17 protein-coding genes and 7 pseudogenes are annotated in these 24,816 nt (G+C 55.6%); 11 read left to right on the top strand and 13 right to left on the bottom strand.

The window, feature by feature from the left end; translation table 11 throughout:
* Positions 1 to 54: 54 nt before the first annotated feature.
* From nifK to GGD53_RS16920, 4 genes and pseudogenes are all read right to left on the bottom strand, one after another.
* Positions 55 to 1,596, bottom strand: coding sequence for a nitrogenase molybdenum-iron protein subunit beta (gene nifK, locus GGD53_RS16935; RefSeq protein WP_018247184.1), 1,542 nt, complete (start codon positions 1,594 to 1,596; stop codon positions 55 to 57).
* 123 nt (positions 1,597 to 1,719) lie between these two features.
* Positions 1,720 to 3,222, bottom strand: a complete 1,503-nt coding sequence (nifD, locus tag GGD53_RS16930; protein WP_010023084.1) for a nitrogenase molybdenum-iron protein alpha chain — start codon at positions 3,220 to 3,222, stop codon at positions 1,720 to 1,722.
* 107 nt (positions 3,223 to 3,329) lie between these two features.
* The gene (gene nifH / locus GGD53_RS16925) at positions 3,330 to 4,223 is read right to left on the bottom strand and encodes a nitrogenase iron protein (protein WP_004675840.1); all 894 of its coding nucleotides are present in this window, start codon (positions 4,221 to 4,223) and stop codon (positions 3,330 to 3,332) included.
* Between the two features lie 250 nt (positions 4,224 to 4,473).
* Positions 4,474 to 5,417 (bottom strand): annotated as a pseudogene (locus GGD53_RS16920) (IS630 family transposase).
* Between the two features lie 231 nt (positions 5,418 to 5,648).
* Here GGD53_RS16920 and GGD53_RS16915 point away from each other — a divergent pair.
* Positions 5,649 to 6,107: pseudogene (locus tag GGD53_RS16915) on the top strand (GDP-mannose 4,6-dehydratase).
* Between the two features lie 410 nt (positions 6,108 to 6,517).
* On the opposite strand, the gene nodA reads toward GGD53_RS16915, so the two are convergent.
* Positions 6,518 to 7,105 carry a nodulation N-acyltransferase NodA gene (gene nodA, locus GGD53_RS16910; protein ID WP_004679687.1) on the bottom strand — a complete coding sequence of 196 codons (588 nt, stop codon included), beginning with the start codon at positions 7,103 to 7,105 and terminating at the stop codon, positions 6,518 to 6,520.
* Positions 7,106 to 8,042: 937 nt separating this feature from the next.
* Here nodA and GGD53_RS16905 point away from each other — a divergent pair.
* From GGD53_RS16905 to GGD53_RS16895, 3 genes and pseudogenes are all read left to right on the top strand, one after another.
* Positions 8,043 to 8,957 carry a hypothetical protein gene (locus GGD53_RS16905; protein WP_010034735.1) on the top strand — a complete coding sequence of 305 codons (915 nt, stop codon included), beginning with the start codon at positions 8,043 to 8,045 and terminating at the stop codon, positions 8,955 to 8,957.
* 261 nt (positions 8,958 to 9,218) lie between these two features.
* Positions 9,219 to 10,409 (top strand): annotated as a pseudogene (locus GGD53_RS16900) (IS3 family transposase).
* A gap of 167 nt (positions 10,410 to 10,576) precedes the next feature.
* The gene (locus GGD53_RS16895) at positions 10,577 to 12,166 is read left to right on the top strand and encodes a class I tRNA ligase family protein (protein ID WP_092755088.1); all 1,590 of its coding nucleotides are present in this window, start codon (positions 10,577 to 10,579) and stop codon (positions 12,164 to 12,166) included.
* Between the two features lie 111 nt (positions 12,167 to 12,277).
* Here the strand turns inward: GGD53_RS16895 and GGD53_RS16890 are convergent.
* A pseudogene (locus GGD53_RS16890) lies at positions 12,278 to 12,444 on the bottom strand (IS3 family transposase); the annotation flags it as partial.
* A gap of 387 nt (positions 12,445 to 12,831) precedes the next feature.
* Here GGD53_RS16890 and nodD2 point away from each other — a divergent pair.
* Positions 12,832 to 13,788: a transcriptional regulator NodD2 gene (nodD2, locus tag GGD53_RS16885; RefSeq protein ID WP_004677768.1), complete on the top strand. Its 957-nt coding sequence runs from the start codon at positions 12,832 to 12,834 to the stop codon at positions 13,786 to 13,788.
* Here nodD2 and GGD53_RS16880 read toward each other — a convergent pair.
* Positions 13,768 to 14,136, bottom strand: a complete 369-nt coding sequence (locus GGD53_RS16880; protein WP_092755094.1) for a hypothetical protein — start codon at positions 14,134 to 14,136, stop codon at positions 13,768 to 13,770. The genes nodD2 and GGD53_RS16880 overlap by 21 nt on opposite strands.
* Positions 14,137 to 14,180: 44 nt before the next feature.
* Between GGD53_RS16880 and tnpA the strand changes: the two genes are divergently transcribed.
* From tnpA to GGD53_RS16865, 3 genes are all read left to right on the top strand, one after another.
* Positions 14,181 to 14,567, top strand: a complete 387-nt coding sequence (gene tnpA, locus GGD53_RS16875; RefSeq protein WP_011053358.1) for an IS66-like element accessory protein TnpA — start codon at positions 14,181 to 14,183, stop codon at positions 14,565 to 14,567.
* Positions 14,564 to 14,917, top strand: a complete 354-nt coding sequence (gene tnpB, locus GGD53_RS16870; RefSeq protein ID WP_011053359.1) for an IS66 family insertion sequence element accessory protein TnpB — start codon at positions 14,564 to 14,566, stop codon at positions 14,915 to 14,917. The genes tnpA and tnpB overlap by 4 nt, the downstream gene beginning before the upstream one ends.
* A gap of 68 nt (positions 14,918 to 14,985) precedes the next feature.
* A complete protein-coding gene (locus GGD53_RS16865) occupies positions 14,986 to 16,518 on the top strand; it encodes an IS66-like element ISRel8 family transposase (RefSeq protein WP_011053360.1) in 1,533 nt (510 codons plus the stop codon).
* An 81-nt stretch (positions 16,519 to 16,599) separates the two neighbouring features.
* Here GGD53_RS16865 and GGD53_RS16860 read toward each other — a convergent pair whose 3' ends face one another.
* The 3 genes from GGD53_RS16860 to GGD53_RS16850 form a co-directional block, all read right to left on the bottom strand.
* Entirely contained in the window at positions 16,600 to 17,184 is a 585-nt protein-coding gene (locus tag GGD53_RS16860) for a hypothetical protein (protein WP_042120096.1), read from the bottom strand.
* A gap of 246 nt (positions 17,185 to 17,430) precedes the next feature.
* Positions 17,431 to 18,339, bottom strand: a complete 909-nt coding sequence (gene nodD3 / locus GGD53_RS16855) for a transcriptional regulator NodD3 (protein ID WP_004677763.1) — start codon at positions 18,337 to 18,339, stop codon at positions 17,431 to 17,433.
* A 151-nt stretch (positions 18,340 to 18,490) separates the two neighbouring features.
* Positions 18,491 to 19,516 carry an LLM class flavin-dependent oxidoreductase gene (locus GGD53_RS16850; protein ID WP_011053483.1) on the bottom strand — a complete coding sequence of 342 codons (1,026 nt, stop codon included), beginning with the start codon at positions 19,514 to 19,516 and terminating at the stop codon, positions 18,491 to 18,493.
* A 900-nt stretch (positions 19,517 to 20,416) separates the two neighbouring features.
* Between GGD53_RS16850 and GGD53_RS16845 the strand changes: the two are divergent.
* Positions 20,417 to 20,677, top strand: a pseudogene (locus tag GGD53_RS16845) (transposase); the annotation flags it as partial.
* A gap of 19 nt (positions 20,678 to 20,696) precedes the next feature.
* Here GGD53_RS16845 and GGD53_RS16840 read toward each other — a convergent pair.
* A pseudogene (locus GGD53_RS16840) lies at positions 20,697 to 21,457 on the bottom strand (IS5 family transposase).
* Positions 21,458 to 21,557: 100 nt separating this feature from the next.
* On the opposite strand from GGD53_RS16840, the pseudogene GGD53_RS16835 reads away from it, so the two are divergent.
* Positions 21,558 to 22,007, top strand: a pseudogene (locus tag GGD53_RS16835) (IS3 family transposase); the annotation flags it as partial.
* Positions 22,008 to 22,162: 155 nt separating this feature from the next.
* On the opposite strand, the gene GGD53_RS16830 reads toward GGD53_RS16835, so the two are convergent.
* Both GGD53_RS16830 and GGD53_RS16825 read right to left on the bottom strand, forming a co-directional pair.
* Positions 22,163 to 22,684: an aminoacyl-tRNA deacylase gene (locus tag GGD53_RS16830; RefSeq protein WP_004677747.1), complete on the bottom strand. Its 522-nt coding sequence runs from the start codon at positions 22,682 to 22,684 to the stop codon at positions 22,163 to 22,165.
* 85 nt (positions 22,685 to 22,769) lie between these two features.
* On the bottom strand, positions 22,770 to 23,465 hold the full coding sequence (locus GGD53_RS16825) for a DUF6875 domain-containing protein (protein ID WP_004677746.1): 696 nt from the start codon (positions 23,463 to 23,465) through the stop codon (positions 22,770 to 22,772).
* Positions 23,466 to 23,819: 354 nt separating this feature from the next.
* On the opposite strand from GGD53_RS16825, the gene GGD53_RS16820 reads away from it, so the two are divergent.
* On the top strand, positions 23,820 to 24,362 hold the full coding sequence (locus tag GGD53_RS16820) for a hypothetical protein (RefSeq protein ID WP_011053486.1): 543 nt from the start codon (positions 23,820 to 23,822) through the stop codon (positions 24,360 to 24,362).
* The last annotated feature ends 454 nt before the right edge of the window (positions 24,363 to 24,816 follow it).

Genomic DNA, 24,816 nt, shown 5'->3' with positions numbered 1-24,816 from the left:
GTCTCCAAGTTCAGATGAAGGCGGCCGGCCTCACAAGGCCGACCGCCGCCGCTCCTAGCGGGTCAGGTCGTAAGAATAGTCCGTCACACCCGGCTCGCTCGTCTCGCGATCGAGCTTGTCGAAGATCTTGTCGAGGATCGTCGTCAGGACGCGCAGGCCGCCCTGGTAGCCCATGAGCGGGAAACGGTGGTGATGGTGCCGGTCGAATATCGGAAAGGTCAGCCGGATCAATGGGGTGCCGGTGTCGCGCTCGAGATACTTGCCATAGGAATTGCCGATCATAAGATCAACCGGCTCGGTAAAGAGCAGCGAGCGCAACGCCCACAGGTCCTTGCCCGCCCAGACCTGGGCATCCTTGCCGAAGGGCGAGGATGCGAGCAACGCCTTCATCTCGGCTTCCCAGGCCGACGTGCCGTTGGTAGCAAGGCAGTGGGTCGGCTCACCGCCGGTTTCCAAGACGAACCGGGCAACGGCGTAGACGAAGTCAGGATCGCCGTAGATCGCGTATTTCTTCCCGTGCAGCCAGGCTTGGCTATCTGCCATAGCGTCGACGAGACGGCCGCGTTCCAGGCCGATTGTCGGAGGAATTTCCTTGCCGGTAATCTCCGAGACCTTCATCAGGAATTCGTCGGTCGCCTGAACACCCAGCGGATAATGGAACGAAGCCGTAACCTGACCGACCTCCTTGCAATATTCCAGCGTTTTGCGCGTGTTATAGTGCTGCAGCGACAGGGTCGCTTCGGCATTCAACGCCGTTTTCAAGTCCTCGATCTTCGTGCCGCCGTCATACATGCGGTACGTACCGTCAGACGGCGTGTCGAACTGGTCGGAGGCATCCTGGATGAAGATGTAGGATACGCCCATCATGTCGAGCAGGCGCTTCAGTTCGCGGTTGTTGCCGACGCAGAAGCCGTCGAAGCCGGGAATGATGTTGATGGCTTGAGCAACCTCCTTCCGCTCGTTGCCTTTCCAGAAGTTCTCCAGAATGCCCTTGATCATGCCGTCATAGCCATCGACGTGGCTGCCGACGAAGGCAGGCGTGTGGGCGAAAGGAACATCGAAGTCGTGCGGGACCGACCCTTCGTTCTTTGCGTTTTCGATGAAGCCGTGGAGGTCGTCTCCAATGACTTCGGCCATGCAGGTGGTCGAGACGGCGATCATCTTCGGATCGTAGAGCTTGTATGTATTGGCGAGCCCGTCGACCATGTTCTTCAACCCGCCGAACACTGCCGCGTCCTCCGTCATCGAGGACGAGACCGCCGATGAAGGCTCCTTGAAGTGACGCGACAGATGCGAACGGTAATAAGCGACGCAGCCCTGGCTGCCATGGACGAAGGACATCGTTTGCTCAAAGCCTGCGGCTGCGAAGACGGCACCGAGCGGCTGGCAGGCTTTGGCCGGGTTCACGACCAGGGCTTCGCGGCCCAGGTTCTTTTCGCGATACTCCCAGGTCTTCGTGAAGTCGTTTTGATCGGCAACGACCTGATCCGGGTGGGGGCATTCGAAATTGGCTTTCTTCTCGGCGAGCATCTGCCTGTATTCCGGCTCGCGGAACAGGGGAGCATGGTCGAGAACTTTTTCCGCCGACTGCGGCATAGTAAGCACCTTTCTTTTCATCGCGCCGCACCGGTGGCGGCAATGGGATGTCATCTGTCACGAGTGCGGATCAAGTCCGATGGGAAGAGCCTGGCCTGCCCCTTCCCAAGACAGGCCAGGCTCTCATTCGGCCGCAACCGCCTCAGCTGGCGCGGCCTCTTTTTTCCAGGGGACGTCGTAGAGATCCCACACCGGATTATTGATGGCCAGATCCATGTCGCGGGCGAATATGGCGAAGCCGTCATAGCCGTGATACGGGCCGGAATAATCCCAGGAGTGCATCTGGCGGAAGGGGATGCCCATCTTCTGCACCGGATACTTCTCTTTAATGCCGGACCCAACAAGGTCGGGGCGGATGCCTTCGATGAACTTTTCCAGCTCGTAACCGGTCACGTCGTCATAGATCAGCGTACCCTTGTTCACATAATGGCCGGTGCGCTGATAGTCGTCGTTGTGGGCGAACTCGTAGCCGGTGCCGACGATCCGCATGCCGAGGTCCTCATAGGCCGTGATGACGTGGCGAGGACGCAGGCCGCCGACATAGAGCATCACCGTCTTGCCTTCGAGGCGCGGCCGGTACTTGTCGACGACAGCATCGACCAGGGGCCGGTACTTGGTGATGACAGCCTCGGTCTTGTCGACGATTTCCGGACCGAAGTGCTTGGCTATTTCGCGCAGGGAGGTTTCGATCTGGGACGGACCAAAGAAATTGTATTCCATCCACGGGATGCCGTATTTTTCCTCCATGTGCCGACAGATGTAGTTCATCGAGCGGTAGCAGTGGATGAGGTTCAGCTTGGCCTTTGGCGCGCGCTCGACCTCAGCGAGCGTGGCATCACCCGACCAGTTGCCGACCACGCGCAGCCCCACCTCCTCCAATAGAATGCGCGTAGCCCACGCGTCGCCACCGATATTGTAGTCGCCGACGACGTTGACATCGTAAGGGCCGGTCTCAAACTCGACTTCGTTCTTGTCGAAAACCCAGTCACGGATGGCGTCGTTGGCGATGTGGTGGCCGAGCGATTGCGAGACGCCGCGGAAGCCCTCGCAGCGTACCGGCACGATCGTCTTTTCGTGCTCCTTGGCCTTCTTGCGCGACACCGCCTCAATGTCGTCGCCAATCAGCCCGATCGGGCATTCCGACTGCACGCTGATGCCGTTGTTGAGGGGGAAAAGCTCCTCGATCTCGTCGATGACCTGTTCAAGCTTCTTGTCGCCGCCGAACACGATGTCCTTTTCCTGGAAGTCTGAGGTGAACTGCAGCGTCACGAACGTGTCGATGCCCGTCAGGCCGACGTAGTAGTTGCGGCGTTGCGACCAGGAATAATGACCGCAACCGACCGGCCCGTGCGAGATGTGGACCATGTCCTTGACCGGCCCCCATACCACGCCTTTGGAACCGGCATAGGCGCAGCCGCGGATCGTCATCACGCCCGGAATGGACTTGATGTTCGATTTGACGTCGCATTCGGAAAGGGCCTTCGGCTCATCGCCAGGCTCGTCGCCGCTCGTTGCGACGCTGAGGTGCTTCTTGCGGCGCTTCGCCGCCTTGTCTGGATATTGCGCTAATACTTCCGCAATGAGCTGTTCATGCAAAACGCTGTCATTCTCGTAATCAAGGCTCATGGGCCCCTGCCCCCTTTCAAGGTTCGGGTTAGGTCGTCGTCGCCGAAGCGGCTTTCTTGGAAGGACGCGCTGGCGCAAGGGCCAGCGTGTCCTGTCGACAGCGGCAGTTATTGAGCCGCAACCACCGCTGACTCCTTGGCCTGTAGTTCGGCCAGCATCTGCTCGTCGCTCTTCATGATGCCGAAGTCGAGCAGCATGTCTTCGAGCTCTTCCATGGTAATCGGGGTCGGAATGGTCCCTTGGCCCGAATTGGCATGGATCTTCTCGGCTAGCGCCCGATATTCCCCGGCCTGCTTGGAGTCCGGCGCGTACTGGATCACCGTCATCTTCCTGAGCTCGGCGTGCTGGACGATGTTGTCACGCGGCACAAAGTGGATGAGCTTGGAATTGAGCCTGGCAGCCAGCGCCTCGGAGAGGTCGAGCTCGCGGTCCGTCTGGCGCTCGTTACAGATCAGGCCGCCGAGCCGCACGCCGCCGGAATGGGCATATTTCAGGATGCCCTTGGCGATGTTGTTGGCGGCATAGAGCGCCATCATCTCGCCGGACATCACGATGTAGATCTCCTGGGCCTTGTTCTCACGGATCGGCATCGCAAAGCCACCGCACACCACATCGCCGAGCACGTCATAGGAGACGTAGTCGACATCGTCATATGCACCGTTCTCTTCAAGGAAATTGATCGAGGTGATGACGCCGCGCCCGGCGCAGCCGACGCCCGGTTCCGGACCGCCGGACTCCACGCACTTGATGCCTTTGTAGCCGGCCTTGAGCACGTCCTCGAGCTCAAGGTCTTCCACCGAACCTTCCTGCGCTGCCAGATGCAGAACCGTGTCCTGTGCTTTGGCGTTCAGGATCAGCCGGGTGGAGTCGGCTTTCGGGTCGCATCCGACGATCAGGATCTTCTGCCCGAGGTCGACAAGCGCTGCGAGCGTATTTTGGGAGGTGGTGGACTTGCCGATCCCCCCTTTGCCGTAAAATGCGATTTGACGCAAATCTGACATATCGCCTTCCTTCTTTCGTTCCATCCATCGCTGAGTAAAAGGCAGGCAGCTCGCGCCGCCTCGCATGGCAATCTTCAAAACCCGTGCCATGTGGGCCGATCGAGCCAAAGGAAAGATCCTTTTGTTGGGTTTCAGAAAGTTACTCCGAACCACCACAGGAAACTGCCAAACAAACCTAATGTCGCCGATCAGACAAAGCCGACAGACGGTGTCGTGATGGCATCACTTGCACCGCTAGAGCAAATCCTGCTCAATCTGGGTCATATCCAGCGGCCTTAAGGTAGTTTGCGCATTCTGCCGCAGTGAAGCGCGGTATCAAGGCCCCGACCGCATCCCATAGAGCATCGATCTTTCGCTCGGCTCGGCCTCGCAACATGGCTTTCAGCTTCGAGAATGCGTTCTCGATTGGATTGAAGTCCGGACTATAGGGCGGCAGGAACATGAGCTTGGCGCCGGCACGTTCGATGGCATCGCGGACACCGGCTATCTTGTGTGCAGGCAGGTTATCCATAATGACGACGTCGCCGATCTCCAGGGGCGGCACCAGCACCTGTTCGACATACGCAAGGAAGACGTTGCCGTTCATCGCGCCATCGTAGACGAATGGGGCGGTCATTCCGCTGAGGCGCAACGCACCGGTGAAAGTCGTTGTTTTCCAATGGCCGTGCGGCACGCCGGCACGGCAAACGCTCACCTCGCAATGCACGTCCGCGCAGACGTGACATCTTGGTCGAGAGGCCGGTTTCGTCGATGAAGATCAGTTTCTCCGGATCGAGGTCCAATTGACCATCGAACCAGGCGCGCCGGCGCTTCAGGACGTCCGGTCGGTCCTGCTCCAGTGCGTGTGCGGTCTTTTTTTAAAGGTCCACCCACGGCCTCGAAGCCAGGCGCCAAGTGCGCTGCGGCTGATCTTCACCTGCCGCTCGACGGACAAGCGCTCAACCATCTCATCGAGCGTCACATCCCTACGCTCGTTGATCAACGCGACAACGAATTCCTCGTGTGCATCCACTGCCGAAGGTCGTCTCCAGCTCTGTGGCAGAGCAGTTAACTCACCCTCTTTCGCTCTTCAATCCAGCGGATCGCCGTCGAAATCCCAACTCCGAAACGAGCCGCAGCCTGTCGAGCCGACATGCCCGCCGCAGACGCTTTCAAAACCCGTATTAGGAGATCATCGCTCAGGGCCTGTCCCATCATCCACTTCTCCGCTGTGGATGTTGAATCAGCTTCGGTCGCTCTCGTCACCTCACAATCGATTCATCAATCGCAGGACATGTCTAGGTCGACCGCGCGCCAGCGCGACCGCGACCATCAGCAGGACAAAGAGCTTTGAAAACAGGAGACAATCGCACATCCCTGTAGCCAAGAGAGAAATGGCGTATCGCACGGGAGACGCTGCGAGCGCCCAGGTGATAGAGCTTCGCCTTGTGGCTGAACAAGCCAACTTCGATCGCGCAGGCCCGCCGCGCCCGACAGCTGGCCAAAAACAGCGCCAGGAGCTACGACTGGGGCCACGCACGTGAGTATGTCGAGGGCATGTCGCGCATGCTGCAGCAGGACAAACCGGATGGCCACGTCTTGGCGACCGGCGAGACGACGAGTGTCGGCCAATTTCTCGAGCGGGCTTTTGCCGACGTGAACATTACTTTGGAATGGAAGGCGTCCGGCGTCGACTGGCTACGACTCCGCGTCCGGTGCCTGCCTTGTTGAAGTCGATCCTCGATACCTCCGCCCGACGGAAGTTGATCTTCTGCCGGTGATCCGACCAAGGCCCGCCAGAAGCTGGGCTGGCAACACAAGGCCCCGGTTCAGGAGCTCGTCGCCGAGATGGTGCGCGAGGATGTCAAGCACTGGAAGGCCCTGAACAGCCGGGAAGAGCTCTGAGTGTACGACTTGTCCAACAAGAAGATCTGGGTTGTCGGCCATCGCAGTATGGTCGGCAGTGCGCTTGTGCGCAGGCTCCGATGCCGTGCTCTGCGGCAGTGGCGTCAGTTAGCGGGTCGAACGAGGAGCGCGGATCGTGAACCCGCGAGCGCGCAAAAATACGGCATTAGCCGATGATGTTCATACTTCCACCAGGTGCCCGGATTGCGGTACCGAGGCTTCGGGGCATATGTTCCTGATGGTCCTGCTTGTCTCGAATATCTCACGCTTGACGTCTAAGCGTTCGCAGATCGAAAGGTGCGGGATGTGTCATCGTGTGGGTCGGTCCGTCATCGAGGGTTAAATAGACGCACCGATCACTGGGCCGCCACCGTCTCTTCGGATAACTTCAGCTATGGGACCATGCTCTTTCATAGCTCAGGGCCATTCCGCTCGATCAAGGTCCCCGATGGCCAATCACTCATTGAGCATCCTATTGGGAATACTACCAAAATTACGTTTTCACAGCGCGTCGGCGGGAGGTTGAGATAAACATCGGCAAGGGTGGATCGCACGCGTACCCCTTCCAAAACCGTCGCAAGACCATTTCGGCAGAGCCTGAGAACAAGGTTGCGCAACGCCTGCCGAACACCGCCGAACGCAAACCGAACGCCAAGTTGCTGCAGCACTGGGTAAACAATGCGCATCGAATTAATGCCGTACCCCTCAAGATCTGGACGCACGCCCCACAATCCAAGCTCGCATACGAGTAGATCGACCTCGCCAACCCGAACGAAACGACGCAACAACCCCATGTGAGCGGCCACACCGTGCGCATCATAGCCTATTACGCGAAGCTCGGGCCTAGCTCCTGACCAACTACGAGCACCTTCGAATGGAAGGGCGTTGTAAGCTCCAGTTGGCCCATAGGTCTTCCGAAAGAAATCTGCGAGCTCCGTGTGGTCAGAGAGCTCCAACTCGTTTTCCCAGCACACTTTCCACCGCACCTGAGGGCTCATACCTAAACCTCCACTTAATACTCTGTCCAGGCGTCGACAGAGCAACTACTTGATACGCACTCGTTGGGGCGCTTCTAATGGCACTGGTATAAGCTGGTGAAATCATTTGTTTGGATGGAACTCATCCGTCCAATGGATGCGTTCCAATCAATCGGCCTGCCATCGGCTGCCGACGCCAGATGAAGCGGCCGGGCTCCAACTTCTTCGTGAACATGCCGCCTTGTCCATCATGCTGGATCATCTTGATCAGGCATCCAGGACATTGAACTGAAAAGTTGACCATGACTGAGAGGCTCGCTACTCAGGCAGAAGCAAGCCAAAGACGTTTTCGGCGATAATCAGGCAAATTGTCGAGATCACATTAGAACCATCGGCGGAACCGGGCTGGTCTATCCCGGCGTCGAAAGTCGTCGAACGACCCGACCTGGCGGAGGGGTTTTTTCGGAATGTTCGGTTTGCGACAGTCTGATTCCACACAAAATGGGACGCGGCGATAGGCAGCAGCATTCTCCTGTTGAATCTGAAAGGGGTTCCCCTCGCAAAACGCCCTGGTTCGCTTTGGCTATCGCAGCCCATGGACCGGCACGCTGGGTATCGGCGAAGATTGCCAGAGGACATACTTGCCTGGCGATCCCGACCTCGGGAGAAGATGATGGGTACAGGAATGGATTCGCAGATCAGTGCGTTTCCGGTGCAAGCTTTTAGGACCCCGGACACAGCAAACGCCTCCCAGGACTGGCGAGGCGGCCGCGAGATCGCAATTTTCTCCTAGATAACGGTATGAGGTGATCGTCATACCCTGGTCACCGGATGCCGATCGTCACGCACATGGTCTGGTACAGAGCCGGCGGCGCCGATGAGCCCCCGAGGAAATACTTAGTGACTGGCACGGTTGTTGCGTCGTCTCACGAAAGACAGCCGTTAACGAGAGGTCACGATGATGGATGTATGCTCGATGGGGATGGTGTTGTGCGGTGGGTACCTTCTTGCTGCATCCGCAGGCAGACTCGGCGGCGCTGAGAATGTCTTATCTGACTCGCCTTTGTCCGCGGCTGATGTATCGAGTTTCGAGACTTTCATAGTTCGCAGCCCACCGACATCACTCAATCTGGATCCATTTTATGCCAAATATGCTGACGCAGCGGGCATACCTATTATTTCGTCAAACAAGGTTCCAGACACGGCACTATTGATCTCACGTGACATTGTCCTCTACATGTTGTCAGAACGCCGTGATGTCCGCGATGCTTTAATCCAGGCTGGAGCGCGGGTGGGCGTCATGGCAATTGACGAGACGACGACTGATATTCCCGAGCAGCGGGATTGGAAGAAGCCTCTTCCCGATGATCCACGTCTCACCCCTGACGAGCGGCGGGATTACGCCAACACGATCGGCAAGATGACTGCCCGAGACTACTGGGCACAAAGGGCGCGCGGCATGGGCGGGCTCTACACGACGGGAGCTGTGGAGAATTTGATGGGCGTGCCGGGCACGCGGTATTACGGCGGGAACATTCTTGTTCACGAATTCTCACATAATATTTTCAACGCGCTGCGCACGGTAGATCCTGATCTCGTTGCACGAGTTGAACGTGCCTATTCGCACGCCTACGAGAAAGGCCTCTGGGCGTGTTCCTATATGGAGAACAACGTCGATGAGTATTGGGCCGAGGGCACGCGATTTTGGTTCAATACGAACTTGGCTTACAGCCGAGGCAATCTCACCATTGCCACATCAGAAGATTTCGAGGCTCACGATCCAAGCCTCTATAATATCATGGCCGAAGTCTACCGCCATGACCACCACATTCTGGCGGATGTCTATTACCGGCATTCGGCGAAGTCGCAGTAATGTCCTTTGGTATTGACTGCCGGCCTCATGCTGCAATCCCGCTGGAGACCCGAACTATCGCTGATCGTCCGTAATTTGTCAGAGCCAGCCATAAATTTGAGTTTCCGTTCAATTGAAGCGCCCATGTTGTTCCCACGGGTGCATACCAAGTACTTCGTGGCCGCTGGAATTGGCTCCTTGTGCAACATCGAGACCAAATGACCTGCCACTGCGAATTTCCTCCAGAATGGATTAGAGTCCGGCCCATTAAAGGACGGATGAATGAAGAAGCAGAGATTTACGGAAGAGCAGATTATTGCGGTGCTGAAGGAGCAGGAGGCTGGCGCGAAGGTGGCCGACCTCTGCCGCAAGCACGGAATTTCAGAAGCAACATTTTATAATTGGAAAGCCAAATACGGCGGCATGGAAGTCTCCGAGGCGAAGCGGCTGAAGGCGCTTGAAGACGAGAACGCGAGACTGAAGAAGCTGCTGGCCGAACAGATGCTGGATGCAGCCGCACTTCGCGAGCTTCTTGCAAAAAAATGGTAGGGCCTGCCGCCAAACGCGACGCCGTCGCGCATCTGAAGACCGTCATGGGTCTTTCGGAACGGCGGGCCTGCCAGATTATATCTGCGGATCGGAAGATGGTGCGATATCGGTCCTGCCGACCGCCGGAGGTAGAATTGCGAGCGAAGCTGCGCGACCTCGCCAATGAGCGACGGCGTTTCGGCTACCGGCGACTGTTCGTCCTGCTTCGGCGGGACGGAGAGCCGTCCGGCGTCAATCGCATCTACCGGCTCTATCGCGAGGAAGGTCTTTCCGTTCGCAAGCGGAAAGCCAGACGCCGTGCTGTCCGCACGCGTGCTCCGATTTCTGGTCGAGGCGAAGGCCAATGCCCGCTGGTCGCTAGACTTCGTGCACGACCAGTTCGCTTGCGGAAGGAGGTTTCGCGTGCTCAACATCGTCGATGACGTAACGCGCGAATGCCTGGCGGCGATCCCGGACACATCCATCTCCGGTCGACGTGTCGCCCGAGAACTGACGACGCTGATCGAACGACGCGGCAAGCCAGGAATGATTGTCTCCGACAACGGCACCGAACTAACGTCGAATGCCATCCTTGCCTGGTCGAAGGATCACAAGGTCGAGTGGCACTACATCGCGCCGGGAAAGCCGATGCAGAACGGCTATGTCGAGAGTTTCAACGGTCGGATGCGCGACGAGTTACTCAATGAAAGCCTGTTCTTCGGCCTCGATCATGCCCGCAGCGCCATTGCTGAATGGGCGGACGATTACAACCATTTCCGGCCGCACTCATCGCTTGGATACAAAACCCCGGCAGACTTTGCCGGGACCATCGCCGCAACCGGCTCCAACGCTGCGCAAGATGAAAGCTTCGCGTTTCCGCCGGTTGCTCACACCGCGCCACTTGGCGTACTCAAAACCGCCGGGGCTCTAGTCGCTGCTGGGTGAAAGTACCGTGGCAGGTCACTCGGGCAGCGGCGTGTTTCAATCCGATGGAGAAACCTCCGCAGTCAGTGGGGACACGATGGTCTATATAGCGCCGCACCAAAAACACGCGATCAAAAATAGCAGCCCTCAAACCAGCTTAAAGTTCCTTTCGATATGGTGGGATTGAATTGAGAGCAAACCAACATACTTTTTTTGCCTGCTCGGCGCCGCCGTGCCCGAACGGCAAGCTGCATCTTGGGCATATAGGTGGCGTGTACCTTCTCGCCGACGTGTTCGTACGCTACCACCGCATGGTAGGCAACGCGGCCTATCACGTGACAGGTGCGGACGAACATGGCACTTACACGCTGGTGAAAGCCCGAAAGCTTGGCAGGCCGGTTGATGACGTCGCACACATGCACATTGAAGAAATTCTGCAGTGTCTGCGGTCAGTTGATATTGAACCGGACGTATTTGTAAGGACTTCAAGCGAAGACCACAAAGACCGCAGCTTGGCGATCTACGACCAACTAAGAGCGTCCGGCTACGTTGAGCTGCGCGACGGAGAGCAACTGTATTGCGGGACGTGCGAAGAGTTCGCCGCAGACTCACTCGCGGTCGGAGAGTGTCCAGCTTGTAACGCGCCAACAGATAGTAACCTTTGCGAAGATTGCGGCTCGGCGCTGCAACACAATCTACTACGCAACCCGATTCACACGACATGCGGCCAGAGCCTTATCTTGCGCCCGATTCGACAGGTTCATTTTGAGCTTGAAAAATTTGCTCCGGGGCTCGATCACGCCATTGAGGCGAGCGGATGGCCGGAATCCATAAAGCGCAAAGAACTTGACTGGCTACGGTCAAAACTGATGGCATTGCCGATGTCGCGGCATTTCGACCGTGGTGTGACTTTGAACTCCCCGGTGGAGGTGGCAGGCCAAACTTTAATGACTTGGTTTGAAGGATTGTGGTGCTATGAGACAGGAATCGAACGCCTCTGCAAGCAAAATGGCGCAGATCTCGATGACACTATGCGCAACGCGAGCACGAGACTCGTATTCTTCATGGGTCAGGATAACCGGTTTTATTACACGATCGGCGTTACTGCTAGTTTGTTCTCGCGCGGTTATGCGATTCCATACAACCATGCAATTCAGGACTTTTATAAGCTCGAAGGCGCGAAATTTTCTACTAGCCGTGACCACGCTGTGTGGGCTGACGAGGTGGCAGCAGATATCGACACGAACGTGCTGCGCTACTATTTGGCTAGCATCGCCAAGCCATTTGGCGCAAACGACAACGATTTTCTGATCGAGGGGCTGCTTCAGACCGCGGCTAGAATTCGTGCTTTCGAAACGGCTTTGCGCAAGTACGCCGGATGTAACGAGACGCTGACGGCCGACAAGCTGACAGTCGAGCAGAACCACAATGTTAAACGATATTCCGAAGCGGTGCAGGACTTGCGCGTCTGGGATGCCATGGACGCCATAGACGCCTTTTTCGACGTTGCGTCTTTTTCAAGGGCAGATACCTCAGTCAGCGCAGCGGAAGTTTCCGTATTTCTAAGCCTTCTTAATCCTGTGACCCCGATGCTTGCGGCGCGGTATGGTGCTTTCTTTTTCGGAGCCGGATGGCGGCCGGGGCTCGATGGCGGCACTATCCGGCCAAGCACCGGCTTACGCAAACCGGTTGATTTCCCATTGTTTAGCGACCCGATTCCGGAAGCCTTCATAGAGGCTTATGAAAGACGATTGAGGCAAGTCCGGCCGAATTCTTAGCTTTTAATGACGGCAACCGCTTTGACGATCCCGAGGCGAGTAACGCGGACGCCGACCGGATGACGGCATCTCGATAGCGGAGAACGCAAGGCGGCAGTCGGGCGACCTACTTCGTTCCGAAAGGCCCACGACGGCTTTCTGGCGTGCGACGGCGTCGCGCTTGGCGGCGGGCCTTTCTATTTTTTAAGGAGCTCGGGAAGTGGGGCCGTATCCAGGATCTGCTCGGCGAGCAGTCTCTTCAGTGTGGCGTTCTCTTCCTCAAGCGCCTTCAGGCGCGTTGATCTTTTCATCACAAATTACTGGCACGCCACCAATATCTTGAACATGCTTCCAAACAGAAGGAGCCCGCCAGTCGATAGCCAGCGTACGGCAAAGCCTCTCCGGTATCGCGATATGATGAACCTACTTCCGCCCATCCGTTCACTAGCATTTCATGTCGCTCGGTGACGCCGCTCCACATCGCCTATTGCTAAGGTGCCATTCGATATTTAAAGTGGATTATCTGCAACTATAACGTCTATCGTAACTATGCGGCCTACTTAATTGATCACCAAACTAACCTAAGCCTTTTTGACGAACCTTCATTGGATCTATGCTGGAAGGTTCTGTACTGGAAAAATCGATTGTTTGGATATAAAATATCCGTTGTTTGGATGTGACTAAAGATGCGTTTCAAGGGCCTTGATCTAAACCTGCTCGTTGCATTGGATGCGCTCACGACCGAGCGCAACCTAACGGCTGCCGCACGTAGTATCAATCTAAGTCAACCAGCAATGAGTGCCGCCATTGGTAGGCTTCGGGACTATTTCCGCGACGAATTGTTTACAATGAATGGTCGAGAACTTCGGCTGACGCCCCGTGCCGAAGGACTTGCCTCGGCAGTGCGTGAAACTCTCTTGCAGGTACAATGCTCAATCATCTCTTGGGAGCCGTTTAACCCGTCGAAGTCTGACAGATGCTTTAGAATAGTTCTGTCCGATTTCATGATGCTGATATACTTCAATAAAATCATTGAGCGAGTTGCTCGAGAAGCGCCCGCAGTCAGCTTTGAGTTGCTGCCTTTGGATAGTGATCCGTACGAGATGCTTAGCCGCGGTGACGTCGACTTCCTCATCGTGCCTGAATTTTTTCTCTCGGGAGCACACCCGAGCGCAAAACTGTTCACAGAGAAGTTTGTATGTGTAGCCTGTTCGACAAATGTGGACCTACCTTCAGCGCTGACGATCGAGCAATATGTCTCCACGGGACACGTCGCTGCCGCGTTTGGGCGCTTTTTGAAGCCATCGGTCGAGGGCTGGTTCTTGCTCGAGAATGGTATTCAGAGGCGGGTGGAGGTCGTCGTGCAAGGGTTTAGCTTAATACCACCAGTCCTGCGTGGCACGAACCGCATAGCTAACCTACCGCTTCGCTTAGTCGAGCATTACGAAAGTACTTTCCCTTTGCGGATCATCAACCTTCCGTTACCGCTCCCCGTCTTCACAGAAGCTGTTCAATGGCCAGCGCTCCATAATGCCGATCCAGGGAGCATCTGGTTCAGGGAGATATTGGTTGAGGAAGCTTCCCGTATGATGTCCTCCAACGCACCTAAAATACATGGGTTGCTACAACAATCCGGTTCCTGACCAAGGTTCCTGCTTGAGTAAGATCCGCCCGAGCCCGAATAAGTTCAACAGCCACCAAAGAGGCTTTTCAAAGGTATCCATCCGGGGAAGGCCGCTGACCTTGCCCCCAAGTTTTATCCAGTTTTGAGTTCGCTCCGACGGTTTTAGGTTGCTGTATTTGCGGCGGTAGCGGCGGGTTGCGGTGCGGAGCAATTGTGGTCCCCCAGCACCCTTCGATTTGCCGCCGAAGGTGCTAGACAGCACGTCGCGCAATCGTCCGAAGGGCGGCCGATCGGCGACGGGCGTAGCGCTCAGCTTCGTCGATAAAATGTAACCGGTGCTCCGCTCCCACGTTGTCTTTCCTGCCATGATCTGTGATCGCCTTTCCATGGACGAGCAACGGGAGTTTCTCCATGGAGACTACATTGGAGGTTCTCACAACCAGGAAGTCTGGACGTGAGGTTCACCGGCATTGGCCGGATGACGTGAAGGCGCAGATCGTTTCGGAGAGCCTTCGGCCCGGCGCGATGGTAAGTGAGGTCGCAGAGCGGCATGGGTTGAAGCCGAACCACCTCTCCACTTGGAGAACGATGGCGCGGCAGGGTAAGTTGCTTCTGCCCGCACCCGAAGACCCGATGGAGTTTGCAGCGGTAATCGTTGATCCGCCCGTTTCGGAGCCGCCGATCAAGAAAGCCAGTCGCGCCGAGATCATCGTCGGTTCCGTCACCATTCGTCTGGAAGAAGGTGCGTCTGCCGCTCGGATCGCCGCTGTCGCGCGTGCCTGTGCGGCTCCCGCATGATCTTTCCATCCAACCGCGTGCGGATCATGGTGGCGACCAAGCCAGTCGACTTTCGCAAAGGCCATGATGGCTTGGCGGCACTGGTCAAGAACGAGCTACACAAAGACCCATTCACTGGAACTGTCTTCGTATTCCGGTCGCGCAAAGCAGATCGGTTAAAGCTGATCTACTGGGACGGCAGCGGTCTGGTGATGGCATACAAGCGGCTGGAGGAACACACGTTCACTTGGCCGGGCATCAAGGATGGCCTGATGACACTGGGCCATGCTCAGTTCGAGGCGCTGTTTGCAGGGCTCGACTGGCGTCGGGTCCGTGCGGTAGAAGCGAGAGCACCGGACGCCATCGAATAGATGCGGCACGATGACTCGGTCGGCAAATTCCGACGGCGAAGCGCCGCTGGTTTTGATAGGCTTCCACCATGTTGGACACCGCCGATTTCCCTGACGATATCGATGCCCTGAAGACGATGCTGATCGCGGCGCAAGCGCGTGAAGTTCGTAAGGATGAGCGGATCGAGCGACTGGAGAAGCTTGTCGCCGCATTCAAGCAGGCTGCCTTCGGTCGCAAATCCGAGAAGGCTGATCCTGAGCAGTTCGATCTCGCGCTGGAAGACCTGGAAACGACCATCGCTGCCATCCATGCCGAAGACGAGGCCGATACATCCTCGGGCAAGCAGCGATCCAAATCCCGCGCCGTCAATCGCGGCTCTCTTCTCGCCCATCTTCCTCGTATCGAAGAGATAATTGAACCGGAAAGCCTGATCTGCGCTTGCGGCGGTTGCCTGCATCGCATCGGAGAGGACGTGTCTGAGCGGCTGGATGTTATCCCGGCGCAGTTCCGCGTCATCGTCACTCGCCGACCCAAATATGCCTGCCGTGCCTGTACTGATGGCGTTGCCCAGGCTCCAGCGCCCGCACGACTGATCCAAGCCGGATTGCCGACAGAGGCAACCATCGCGCATGTGCTGGTGTCCAAATACGCCGACCATCTGCCGCTTTATCGACAGGCCCAGATTATGAGCCGCCAAGGCATCGATCTCGACCGTTCCACTCTGGCCGATTGGGTTGGTCGGGCGGCATTCGAGTTGCGCCCGGTCTTCGACGCTTTGATCGCCGATCTAAAGCGCTCGACAAAACTGTTCATGGACGAAACCCGTGCGCCGGTCCTCGATCCAGGCTCTCGCAAAACCAAGACCGGATACTTCTGGGCGCTGGCCCGCGACGACCGACCATGGAGCGGCGGGGCTCCACCCGGAGTGGCTTTCACCTACGCTCCCGGTCGTGGCGGCCAACATGCCGAACGGATATTGCGGGGGTTCACGGGCGTTCTCCAAGTGGACGGCTACGCCGGATATAATCGGCTGATCGCACCGGACCGTGTCGGCCCGGACATCCGGCTTGCCTATTGTTGGGCACATGCACGGCGCAAGCTGGTCGAGATCACTCGTACCGGCACAGCGCCGATTGCCGAGGAAGGCGTGGAGCGGATTGGTGAACTCTATCGGGTCGAGTCCGAGCTACGCGGGCTTCCCGCAGAAGCTCGCCTCGCCGGGCGACAGGAACGATCAGCGCCATTGATTGCGGACATGCGAACTTGGCTCACGCAGCATCGTGCCCGCGTCGCTGGCAAGTCGTCGCTTGGCGAGGCGCTCGCCTACATCGCCAAATATTGGGATGGCCTCTGCGTCTTCTTGACCGACGGTCGGATCGAGATCGACAACAATAGTATCGAGAGAACTATCCGGCCGATAGCGCTCAATCGGAAGAACGCTCTCTTCGCCGGGCACGACATGGGAGCACGGAATTGGGCAACCATCGCCTCGCTCATCGAGACGTGCAAGCTCAATGCCGTTGATCCACAAGCCTACCTCACCAGCACGCTCACCGCTATCGTAAACGGCCATAAGCAAAACCGGATCGATGAACTCCTGCCGTGGAATCATCCGGTTTAGTATGGTCAATCGCAAAATGACTGCAGCAATCAGACGCGAAGAGACATAGGAACCTTATCGTTCCGTCGGCTACGATTAACGCTATCTACGGGTTGATCTGATGTAAGCGGGAAGCCTAAATGCAAGTACGAATGCGGCTAGGTAAAATCCAAAGATGTGGATCATACTCTTCCAGATGTTCACCTCTATCGGCGACTCGAAGCTCATTCGATAACGCGAATAATGCTCAGTTGGACCGATATACGCCGACGCCAAGCTGGCAGCTAATATAATGATGAACGCTGTCATCATTCCCTGGACGTGGTAGCTGTCGGATGCAAACAGTTGCTTTACAAGAAACACGACGACGGCAGGAAGCATGACCACGCTGGCAAGGGATCGCATTGCGATCAACAGGCATTGATCAGACTGCGAATAACGACTTGTTTTTAAAGCAGATAGTATCGCGGTATTTGGGGGCCAAAACCGCAGCATAACCTGGTTATTGACAAACTCGCAGGATATTGACGGGTGGGCTCGAAAAATGAGAAACGCAAAGAATATCACGGCACCATAGGCTGCGATGGTGGCGCAAATGATGCCTAACTGTCGGCTTGCAATATTTTGATCTGCCTTAATCTTCTTGGCTACGTGATCGAAAATATCTTCGTTGACCTCGTCCTTCATCCAATAACCACTTCCGAAGTAACACTCGAGGTTGAGTAACACCGCAAATGTTGGAAGACAATGACATGGCTGTTGCGACCCCGCTCCAAGCCATCAAAAAACTGCTTCTTTGTCGAGGTGTGAGCGGCACATCGCTTACGATAAAATGGCCTGCGGGTCACTCACAGGTGGTGCCGTCTTCAGCTAATCGGCCGCGTCGCGGGTCGTCGCTCCCAATGCAGCCCAGCTTCCTAGGTTTCAGGATGGTCACGGCAATCGCGCTGCCTCCTGAACCATTATATCTCGCATCCAGATATTTGCCGGATCTTTGTCGTGAAGTACCGGCCATTGGACTGCCTCGGTGAATGTCGGCAGCGCTATCGGGGGCGCAGTCATCCGCAATGGTATCGTGTCCTCAAAAAGCCCAACTAGTCGTAACGGAACGGTTGCGATGCGATCGGTGCCCATTAGGGCGGCGGGGATCATGCTAAAGCTTGAAACAACGACTTCGACCCGCCTCTTGAGGCCATGCTCCTGCAAGAAGCAATCTTCTATGGTAGGCTGCTGCGTCCGACCGAACCTAACTACCGCGTGCCCCATTGAAGAATACTCCTCGGCAGTAAGGGCTTCCTCAAGTTGTTTGTTATTACTGCAGCCGACGCAAGTCAGTCGTTCCTGAAATAGATCTATCTTAGGGTGCGCGCTCGACATGAATAGCGGTGGGCTAATAAGGAAGTCTACGTCGCCGCGTCGCAAAAGCTCGTCTGGATTGTCAGTAAGAGGCAGCAAGTCAAAACTAATGCCGGGTGCTTCCCGCGCAAGACGCTCCAGTATCTTCTGAAAAAGAACAACTGTAACGAAATCGCATAAGCTTACTCGGAAATGACGATCTGATTGATCAGGAGTAAATTTATCCCAGGGTATGATATTGAGCCGAATATGCTGTAAAGCCTCACGAATCGCAGGCGCGAGGTCTTCCGCACGCGGAGTTGGAACGAACTCACGACCACGCATCGTAAATAGTTCATCGCGGAAATAGGAGCGGAGCCGGCGGACAGCTGCACTCATTGCGGGCTGGCTCAGATTAATGCTACGTGCCGCCGCAGTAAGGTTGCGCTCAATCATTAGTGCATCGAGCGCGACAAGGAGATTTAGATCGAGGCCCTTAAATCGCATATCTTTTAACTATCCAATAGTGCAGCCCATTCCACAATGGCTGTTCCTACGGCGATGGCTGAATTCGCCTTGACGCTCCTCAATCGATTTGAGGGCGCGGCCACAGAGACTTAATCTCTGTGATCGGAAAGCAACCTGAGGCCAGTCCAGATTAAGCCATAACTCCAGAGTGAACGCTCGTTGCAGTGTAATAGGAAGCCTCCAATGGCAAATCACCAAACGCCAGCTGGCAAAGAAGATAATTAGCACCTGCTTCCTCGACATGATCGAGAAGATCTTGCCTAACTGAAGCAGCAGTACCAACTACGCACAACTGACAGTCTACTGCTGCATCAAAATCCGGCGGGAGGTTCTGAGGAGTCTGTATCCCGTTAATCTCGTACAGAAACCTAAAGCTCCGAAGCCACCGTTGATAAGCCGGGGCCGCGAGCGAAATGGCATGCTTCGTCGTGCTGCCGGCCACCACCATTCGGACCAACCCAAGGAACGGCGCCCGTTTCCTGCCCCCGGCGGTACGTCTCTCGTGTGCTCGGTAGGCATCAGTGATCTGGCGAACAGCAGAAGCAGGGCCCCCGCAGGCAAGATTTGTATCGTTCTCAGCCGCCCAGCGCGCAACCTCAGGACGACTGGTTGTAATCCATCTCGGAGGCTGAGGACGTTGGTGTGGCCGCAACATCAACGGGACTTTGTCTAGTTCAAAGTGGTCGCCTTTGTAGGAAAGAGCCTGAGCTCCTTCCTTCATCGCTTGGATGACGATCTCGCTGGCTTCGAGATAGCGCGATGTCGCCACCTCCTCATCAATACCGAAAAAGCTCCATTCGATTGGTAAGGAGCCGCGCCCCATGCCCAACTCGAGCCTGCCACCGCTCAGATGATCCAGCATGCAAATTTCTTCAAACGCACGTAACGGATGATAAAGGTTCAACAGCATAACCAAAGGACCGAGACGAAGATGCTGCGTGCGCTGAGCTACGCTTGCTAGAAATAGATTCGGCGAAGGTCCTCTGCCGTGGGGAGTACAGTGGTGCTCTGCGACGTGATATCCATAAAAGCCAAGGCGATCGCAGACCTCTGCCAACTTCATCCGATCTTCATACTGGCGCCCAATCTCCCTTCCGTCTTCGTCCAAATGGTCGAAGATACCAACCATCAGCTTTGCGGGAAGAGAGTTTGTCATTTAAATGTCTCCAAGTTTGGCGGCGAATTTTCGGTGACCAAGACCGGAGGGTGGCCCCGATGTCTTTCGCCAGGAATCATCGAAAAGCTGCTGGTTCTAAAAAACGATGCTGACGCCGATGAGCTAATCATAATGCTCACGTTGAAATGACATTGAATCATTCGTATTCATGTATGACTTCGCGGTGGGTAACACCCCATCTCGCATACCCACAGCTCCGTTCACTTTTGAGAAGCCAAGGATTGGCAAGATCGGATAGTGGTTGTTCAGCTTTTGTGGCGACCCAAATGTGTTAAAGCTGGTATTCGGTTTAATGCGACGAGGCTCCTGCAGTAGGCGAAGAAAGGACCCAGAGCTATGTCTCGGCGCTTGATTGGCAGACGAGAGCGCCTTCTGCAGTTCCACGTTGGCCATGTTCGTCTCCATTTACCGGCCAGGTCTGTGACCTTGCCCTCGGCTGCTCTCGGTGGAGCAACATCATGGGGTCCCCAATTCATAATCGAGGTGTTTAATAACATCCCATGGCTTCGTAAAATTGATTGTTTGTATGGCATTGATCCACCAGGTGAATAACCAGGAATCTTCACCGTCAAAGGGTTGCTGATCGAACTAGCATACGGTCGACCCAGGCGAGATCACGGCCCCTTCCGAAGGTGGAAGGATCAGGAGCCAGTGCGGTTTTGGCCGCAGCGCAACAGCGCCGATACCAGAAATAGATGTGACGCAGTTGGCTTCCGCGTCTTTCGTGCACGCTGTTGTATGTCCTTAACATTCCCCATCTTAACTTCATAGGATCACAGGTTTTACGATAGGGAAATTGCTCTCAACCCTTCAAACTGGACCAATTTTGGTTAGAGTTTTCCGGTGCATTTTCCTGGCTGGGAAAAGGAACGGAACACGATGAAGGCATCGCAGTTTTCGGACGCTCAGAAGGCGTTCATTTTGAAGCAGGGTGATGAGGGCGTCTCGATCGCGGAGATTTGTCGCAAGGCGGGGATCAGTCAGACGACTTACTTCAACTGGAAGAAAAAGTACGCCGGCATGTTGCCGCCAGAGATGAAGAGGCGCAAGCAGCTTGAGGACGGGAATTCGCGATTGAAGAAGATCGTCGCGGATCTGACGTTGGACCGTGAGATGCTGCAGGACGCCATCCGCCGAAGGCTCTAGGTCGTGTGGACAGTTATCTGATCCATAGCATTGTCGCCGCGATAGTGACGACGGCGAGGTAGTTTTCGGCGGTTTTCTCGAAGCGCGTCGCGACCCTTCTGAACTGCTTGAGTTTAGAAAAGCAGCATTCGATCAGGTGTCGCTGAGCATAGAGATGTTTGTCGAGCGGGTATTTTCGCGCACGCGAAGGATTGTTGGGGATCACTGCCACGGCGCCCTTATCGGCGATGGCATTGCGCAGGTGATTGCTGTCATAGGCGGTATCGGCCATGATGATGTCGGCGGGTAGGCCCTCGATCAGGGCGTCGGCTTGCGGCGCATCGCCCTTCTGGCCTGCGGTCAATGTGAAGCGGACCGGGCAACCGAGACCCCGCACGGCCATGTGGATCTTGGTGCTCAATCCGCCGCGGGAGCGGCCAAGGGCTTGATCTTCAGCCCCTTTTTTGCGCCGGCAGCGTGCTGATGGGCGCGGATGATGGTGGAATCAACAATCAAGTACTCGAAGTCTGGATCGTCCGCCATCGCCTCGAATATGCGCCACCAGATGCCCTTCCGGCTCCAGCGGCTGAAACGACGGAAGACACTGTTCCACTCGCCGAACACTTCTGGCAGATCGCGCCAGGGCGAGCCCGTTCGCACAATCCAAAGCACCGCTTCCATAAACATGCGGTTGTCGCGGCCGGACGAACCGCGTGTGCGCTCGTCACCAATGATGTGGTGCGATATCCGCTCCCACTGCTCGTCCCGAAGGATCAGACGATCCAAAACACCCATGACTGCCTCCAAAAGACAGTCTTGAATCTGATTTGCTCAGCCTTGGGAATCCCAAGAGTCCACACCGCCTAAGGCCTGAGGGGTAGCGGGAGGTGGTGTCATGTGCCGCGATTGGGCGATCTCGATCCGGCGTGCCTGTGGCGCGTTGAACTTCGATCGGTCGACCGATCACTACATCTCTCGCCGCGCCGAGGCCGGTCTAGACCTGTAAGCGCGGGTGCGCTACGGCTATCGTCGCGTGCATGTGCTTTTGGAACGCGAGGGTTGGGGCACCAACATCAAGCGAACCTATCGCATTTACAGGGACTTGGGACTGCAGCTGCGGAATAAGACTCGGAAGCGCCGTGTTAAGGCGAAACTTCGCGAGGATCGGCAAATGGCTGTCGGACCAAATGACGTGTGGGCGATGGACTTCGTGCACGACCAGCTCGCAACCGGAAAGAAACTGCGGGTCCTGACGGTGGTCGCCACCTTCTCACGCTATGTTCCCGCGCTTGATCCGCCTCACAGCTATCGAGGTGAAGATGTCGTGCAGACGTTGGGACGGGTGTGACGATTTTCGTTATAGTGCGCACTATGAGTCCGATTACGCAACATACGTATTGAACCCTCATTCTCTAATCGAGGCGCCGTTACGTGGAACCGCATTTCCTTTCCCGAAGAAATAACCTACCTCACGGCATCTCTATGAAAGGTGACGAGGCGTTAGGTTTGACTGGCCCGTCCACGCGTCTGTAACGGCTGCCCGATCTTCCAAAGCATGCTTGTGTCGATCTCAAGCTCGACTCCAACCTTGCCCGCACCTGTGACTACGGTAGGATAAGAAAAAAGGGCGGTGTCGATCAGTACAGCGATCTTCTGGAGACCGAATGGTGATACGCTTCCTGACGGGTAGCCGAAGAGATCGAGTACCTGTTCTTTCTGAGCAAGCTCGGCTCGTTTCCATCCATACGTGCCAGCAACCGCTTTCATGTCAATCTTTGAAGGTGATGGCAGCAAAACGGCACAAAGGTGGCGCGCAGGATGAGACCGGCGCATCACATCGTTCGCTTTCTGCTCGGCAATAATCATCGTCTTTGCAACGCGCCCCACGGGAACGCCGATAGCAGAGGCTAAATCGGAAGGAGATGTAATAGGGGTGGCGAACTCACTATAGCGCCACAATCGTACCGTCGACGCTCCGATCTGGTGCAGTTCAGCAAGTACGTTCGGATGAACGTCCAACATAGTCGTTTCCTTCCGGTTCACCTGGTAGGACGATCGAGGATAGCTGTTTCAGCGACTGCGAGTACAGCCCTCTTGCGAGTAAGTTTCAGGCGGTTCGCTCCAAAAGCTGCCTAATGCGGCGGCGACCCTCGTTCCCAAAAATACTGAAGTAAGCCTCCAGGCACTTATCGCTATCGAGCATGAAAGGAGCATCATATTTGGTGATATGCCGAATAGCCAAGGCTGGAACCGTTGTGTCGAGCGGTCGAAACATCCTGTTGTGCAAACCGGGCTCCGGGCAACCTGGATAAAATTCACCGATCATGAAACCTTCCTGAATGAAGTCGGGCTTCAGCCGTTTTTGCAGTTGACCAATCCTGATGATCTCTCCTTCATCCTGTATTCCAGGAAGGGCAATGATAATGGCCTTATAGATCCAGTCGCCCGTTCGATCGTTGAAGGACTTTACGGGTTTCATCTGGCTGAAGACGGCGAGCATACGCGCCAAATCGTTTTCGATTTCGTCAACTGCAACAGCTTGCGACGCGGCAACCCGTAAAAGCCCCTTCGTCAGAGCCTCGGGAACGAAAGGGCAAACGCTCCCGTCCCGACCTAAATGAGGATGTGGATTGGAGAGGAATTCTGAGGCATACCGAGCAAATTTCTGAAGAGCTGCGTTTGCATACTCATCATAGGCGTTGTATCCCGCATCAATATTCTTTTCCAGAATTTCGCCCACTGTCATCAATGGACCAATCGTCCCGAAAGGTTGGCTGTAATCTTTCCAAATCTCTTTATTCATTTCGGATCCCTGGTTCGAAAAGCCACGTGCAAAACGGAAGGTCGGGCTCTTGCATGCCAGCTCGGGCGGCGGGCGAGCTGGTCGGGGGCCAATCAAGAGACCGACCTTCCATCGGAAGCGAAGCTCCCGAATTTTTGATAGCACTCGTAGTTACACTTGTGTAACTGTTTTTTTAAATGGATGTGAAAACAAGAGCGGGGGCTCGTGCACGATGAAGGTTAGTCTCACGACCGCCCGCAAATTCTTATATTCGTCGTAGTTATGAAGACATACATATGATAAATGTCGCCGCGATGGGATCCGGTAACAGGCTTTGGGTGAAAACAGAACGACCCATTGCGCAGAGGCGTGGCCGTGGCGAAGACAACACGAAGAAAAATATATACGCCAGAACAGATCGACGTCGGCGTAAAGCATAAGCTTGAGAAAATTGACTCGTTTTTGTCAGATCTCTTTAGCGAAAATTCCGAAGAAAAACTATTCCTGAGGAATATTCTTGGATTGATGCTTAAAGTATATCATATGGACGCCAATAACAAACCCATGACGAAGATGCAGGCGTGTCGCTATCTGCCTTTCAAAAACCAGACTGTTTGCCAAAAGTATGTCGAGGCAGCGCATTTGCGTGGGTTCATCGACATCACTCGGGATAAAACGGACAAACGGCGTCTGATTGTTGTTCCAAAGGAGCCGTTGGTTGTCTATGTCAATGAATATATAGCTGACTTCCTTGATGACTGCCGTAGAGCGATTGACAGTGCCGCTCAAGTAGCTACGCTTCCTGAGGAAGGGATGGCAACGGCAAGTTCTTCATCTATTGATAAATCGCCAGCGTCTTCTGGGGCACCTGTGGGTTCCTCTCAAAAGAGAGTCGATCGAAAAGCCAGGAAATTTTAGCGAGTTTTATTGTGGGAAAGCAAAAGTAAGAAGCCGGTCTCGCGCGCGTTTATCCTTTCATCAATCAAATGTTTCCTCCGTAAACAAGCTTCATCGAGGTAACCCGCTTCGCTTAACCGGCCTGACGGCCGGTGCAGGCGCTGCTAGGGGGAGCGGCTGTATCGTCGTTTCGGCCAAGAAACTGCGCGGGAAGTTCGGCGGCATGAGGTCTTTCCTCATTGTACAACACGACGACAGAACACCCACGGGACCGAGGTTCGCGAGCTTCTGTATCCGTGGCATCCCTGGTCCGGACGGCTTGTTCACGTGCATGAGGCGGTGTCTAAAGGGACGCATATTTTCCGCTGCAGCCTTTCTGGTTCTTCTTCTGGTCGACTTCTTGAGGTCCCGTCGTGGATGTTCGACCGATCAGTGAGTGGTTGTTGGCGCAGCCTGGCGGTCCCGCACGTCGATC

Source organism: Rhizobium aethiopicum (assembly GCF_014197535.1).
Taxonomy (GTDB): domain Bacteria; phylum Pseudomonadota; class Alphaproteobacteria; order Rhizobiales; family Rhizobiaceae; genus Rhizobium; species Rhizobium aethiopicum_A.
This window is presented reverse-complemented; position numbering and strand designations above follow the sequence as displayed.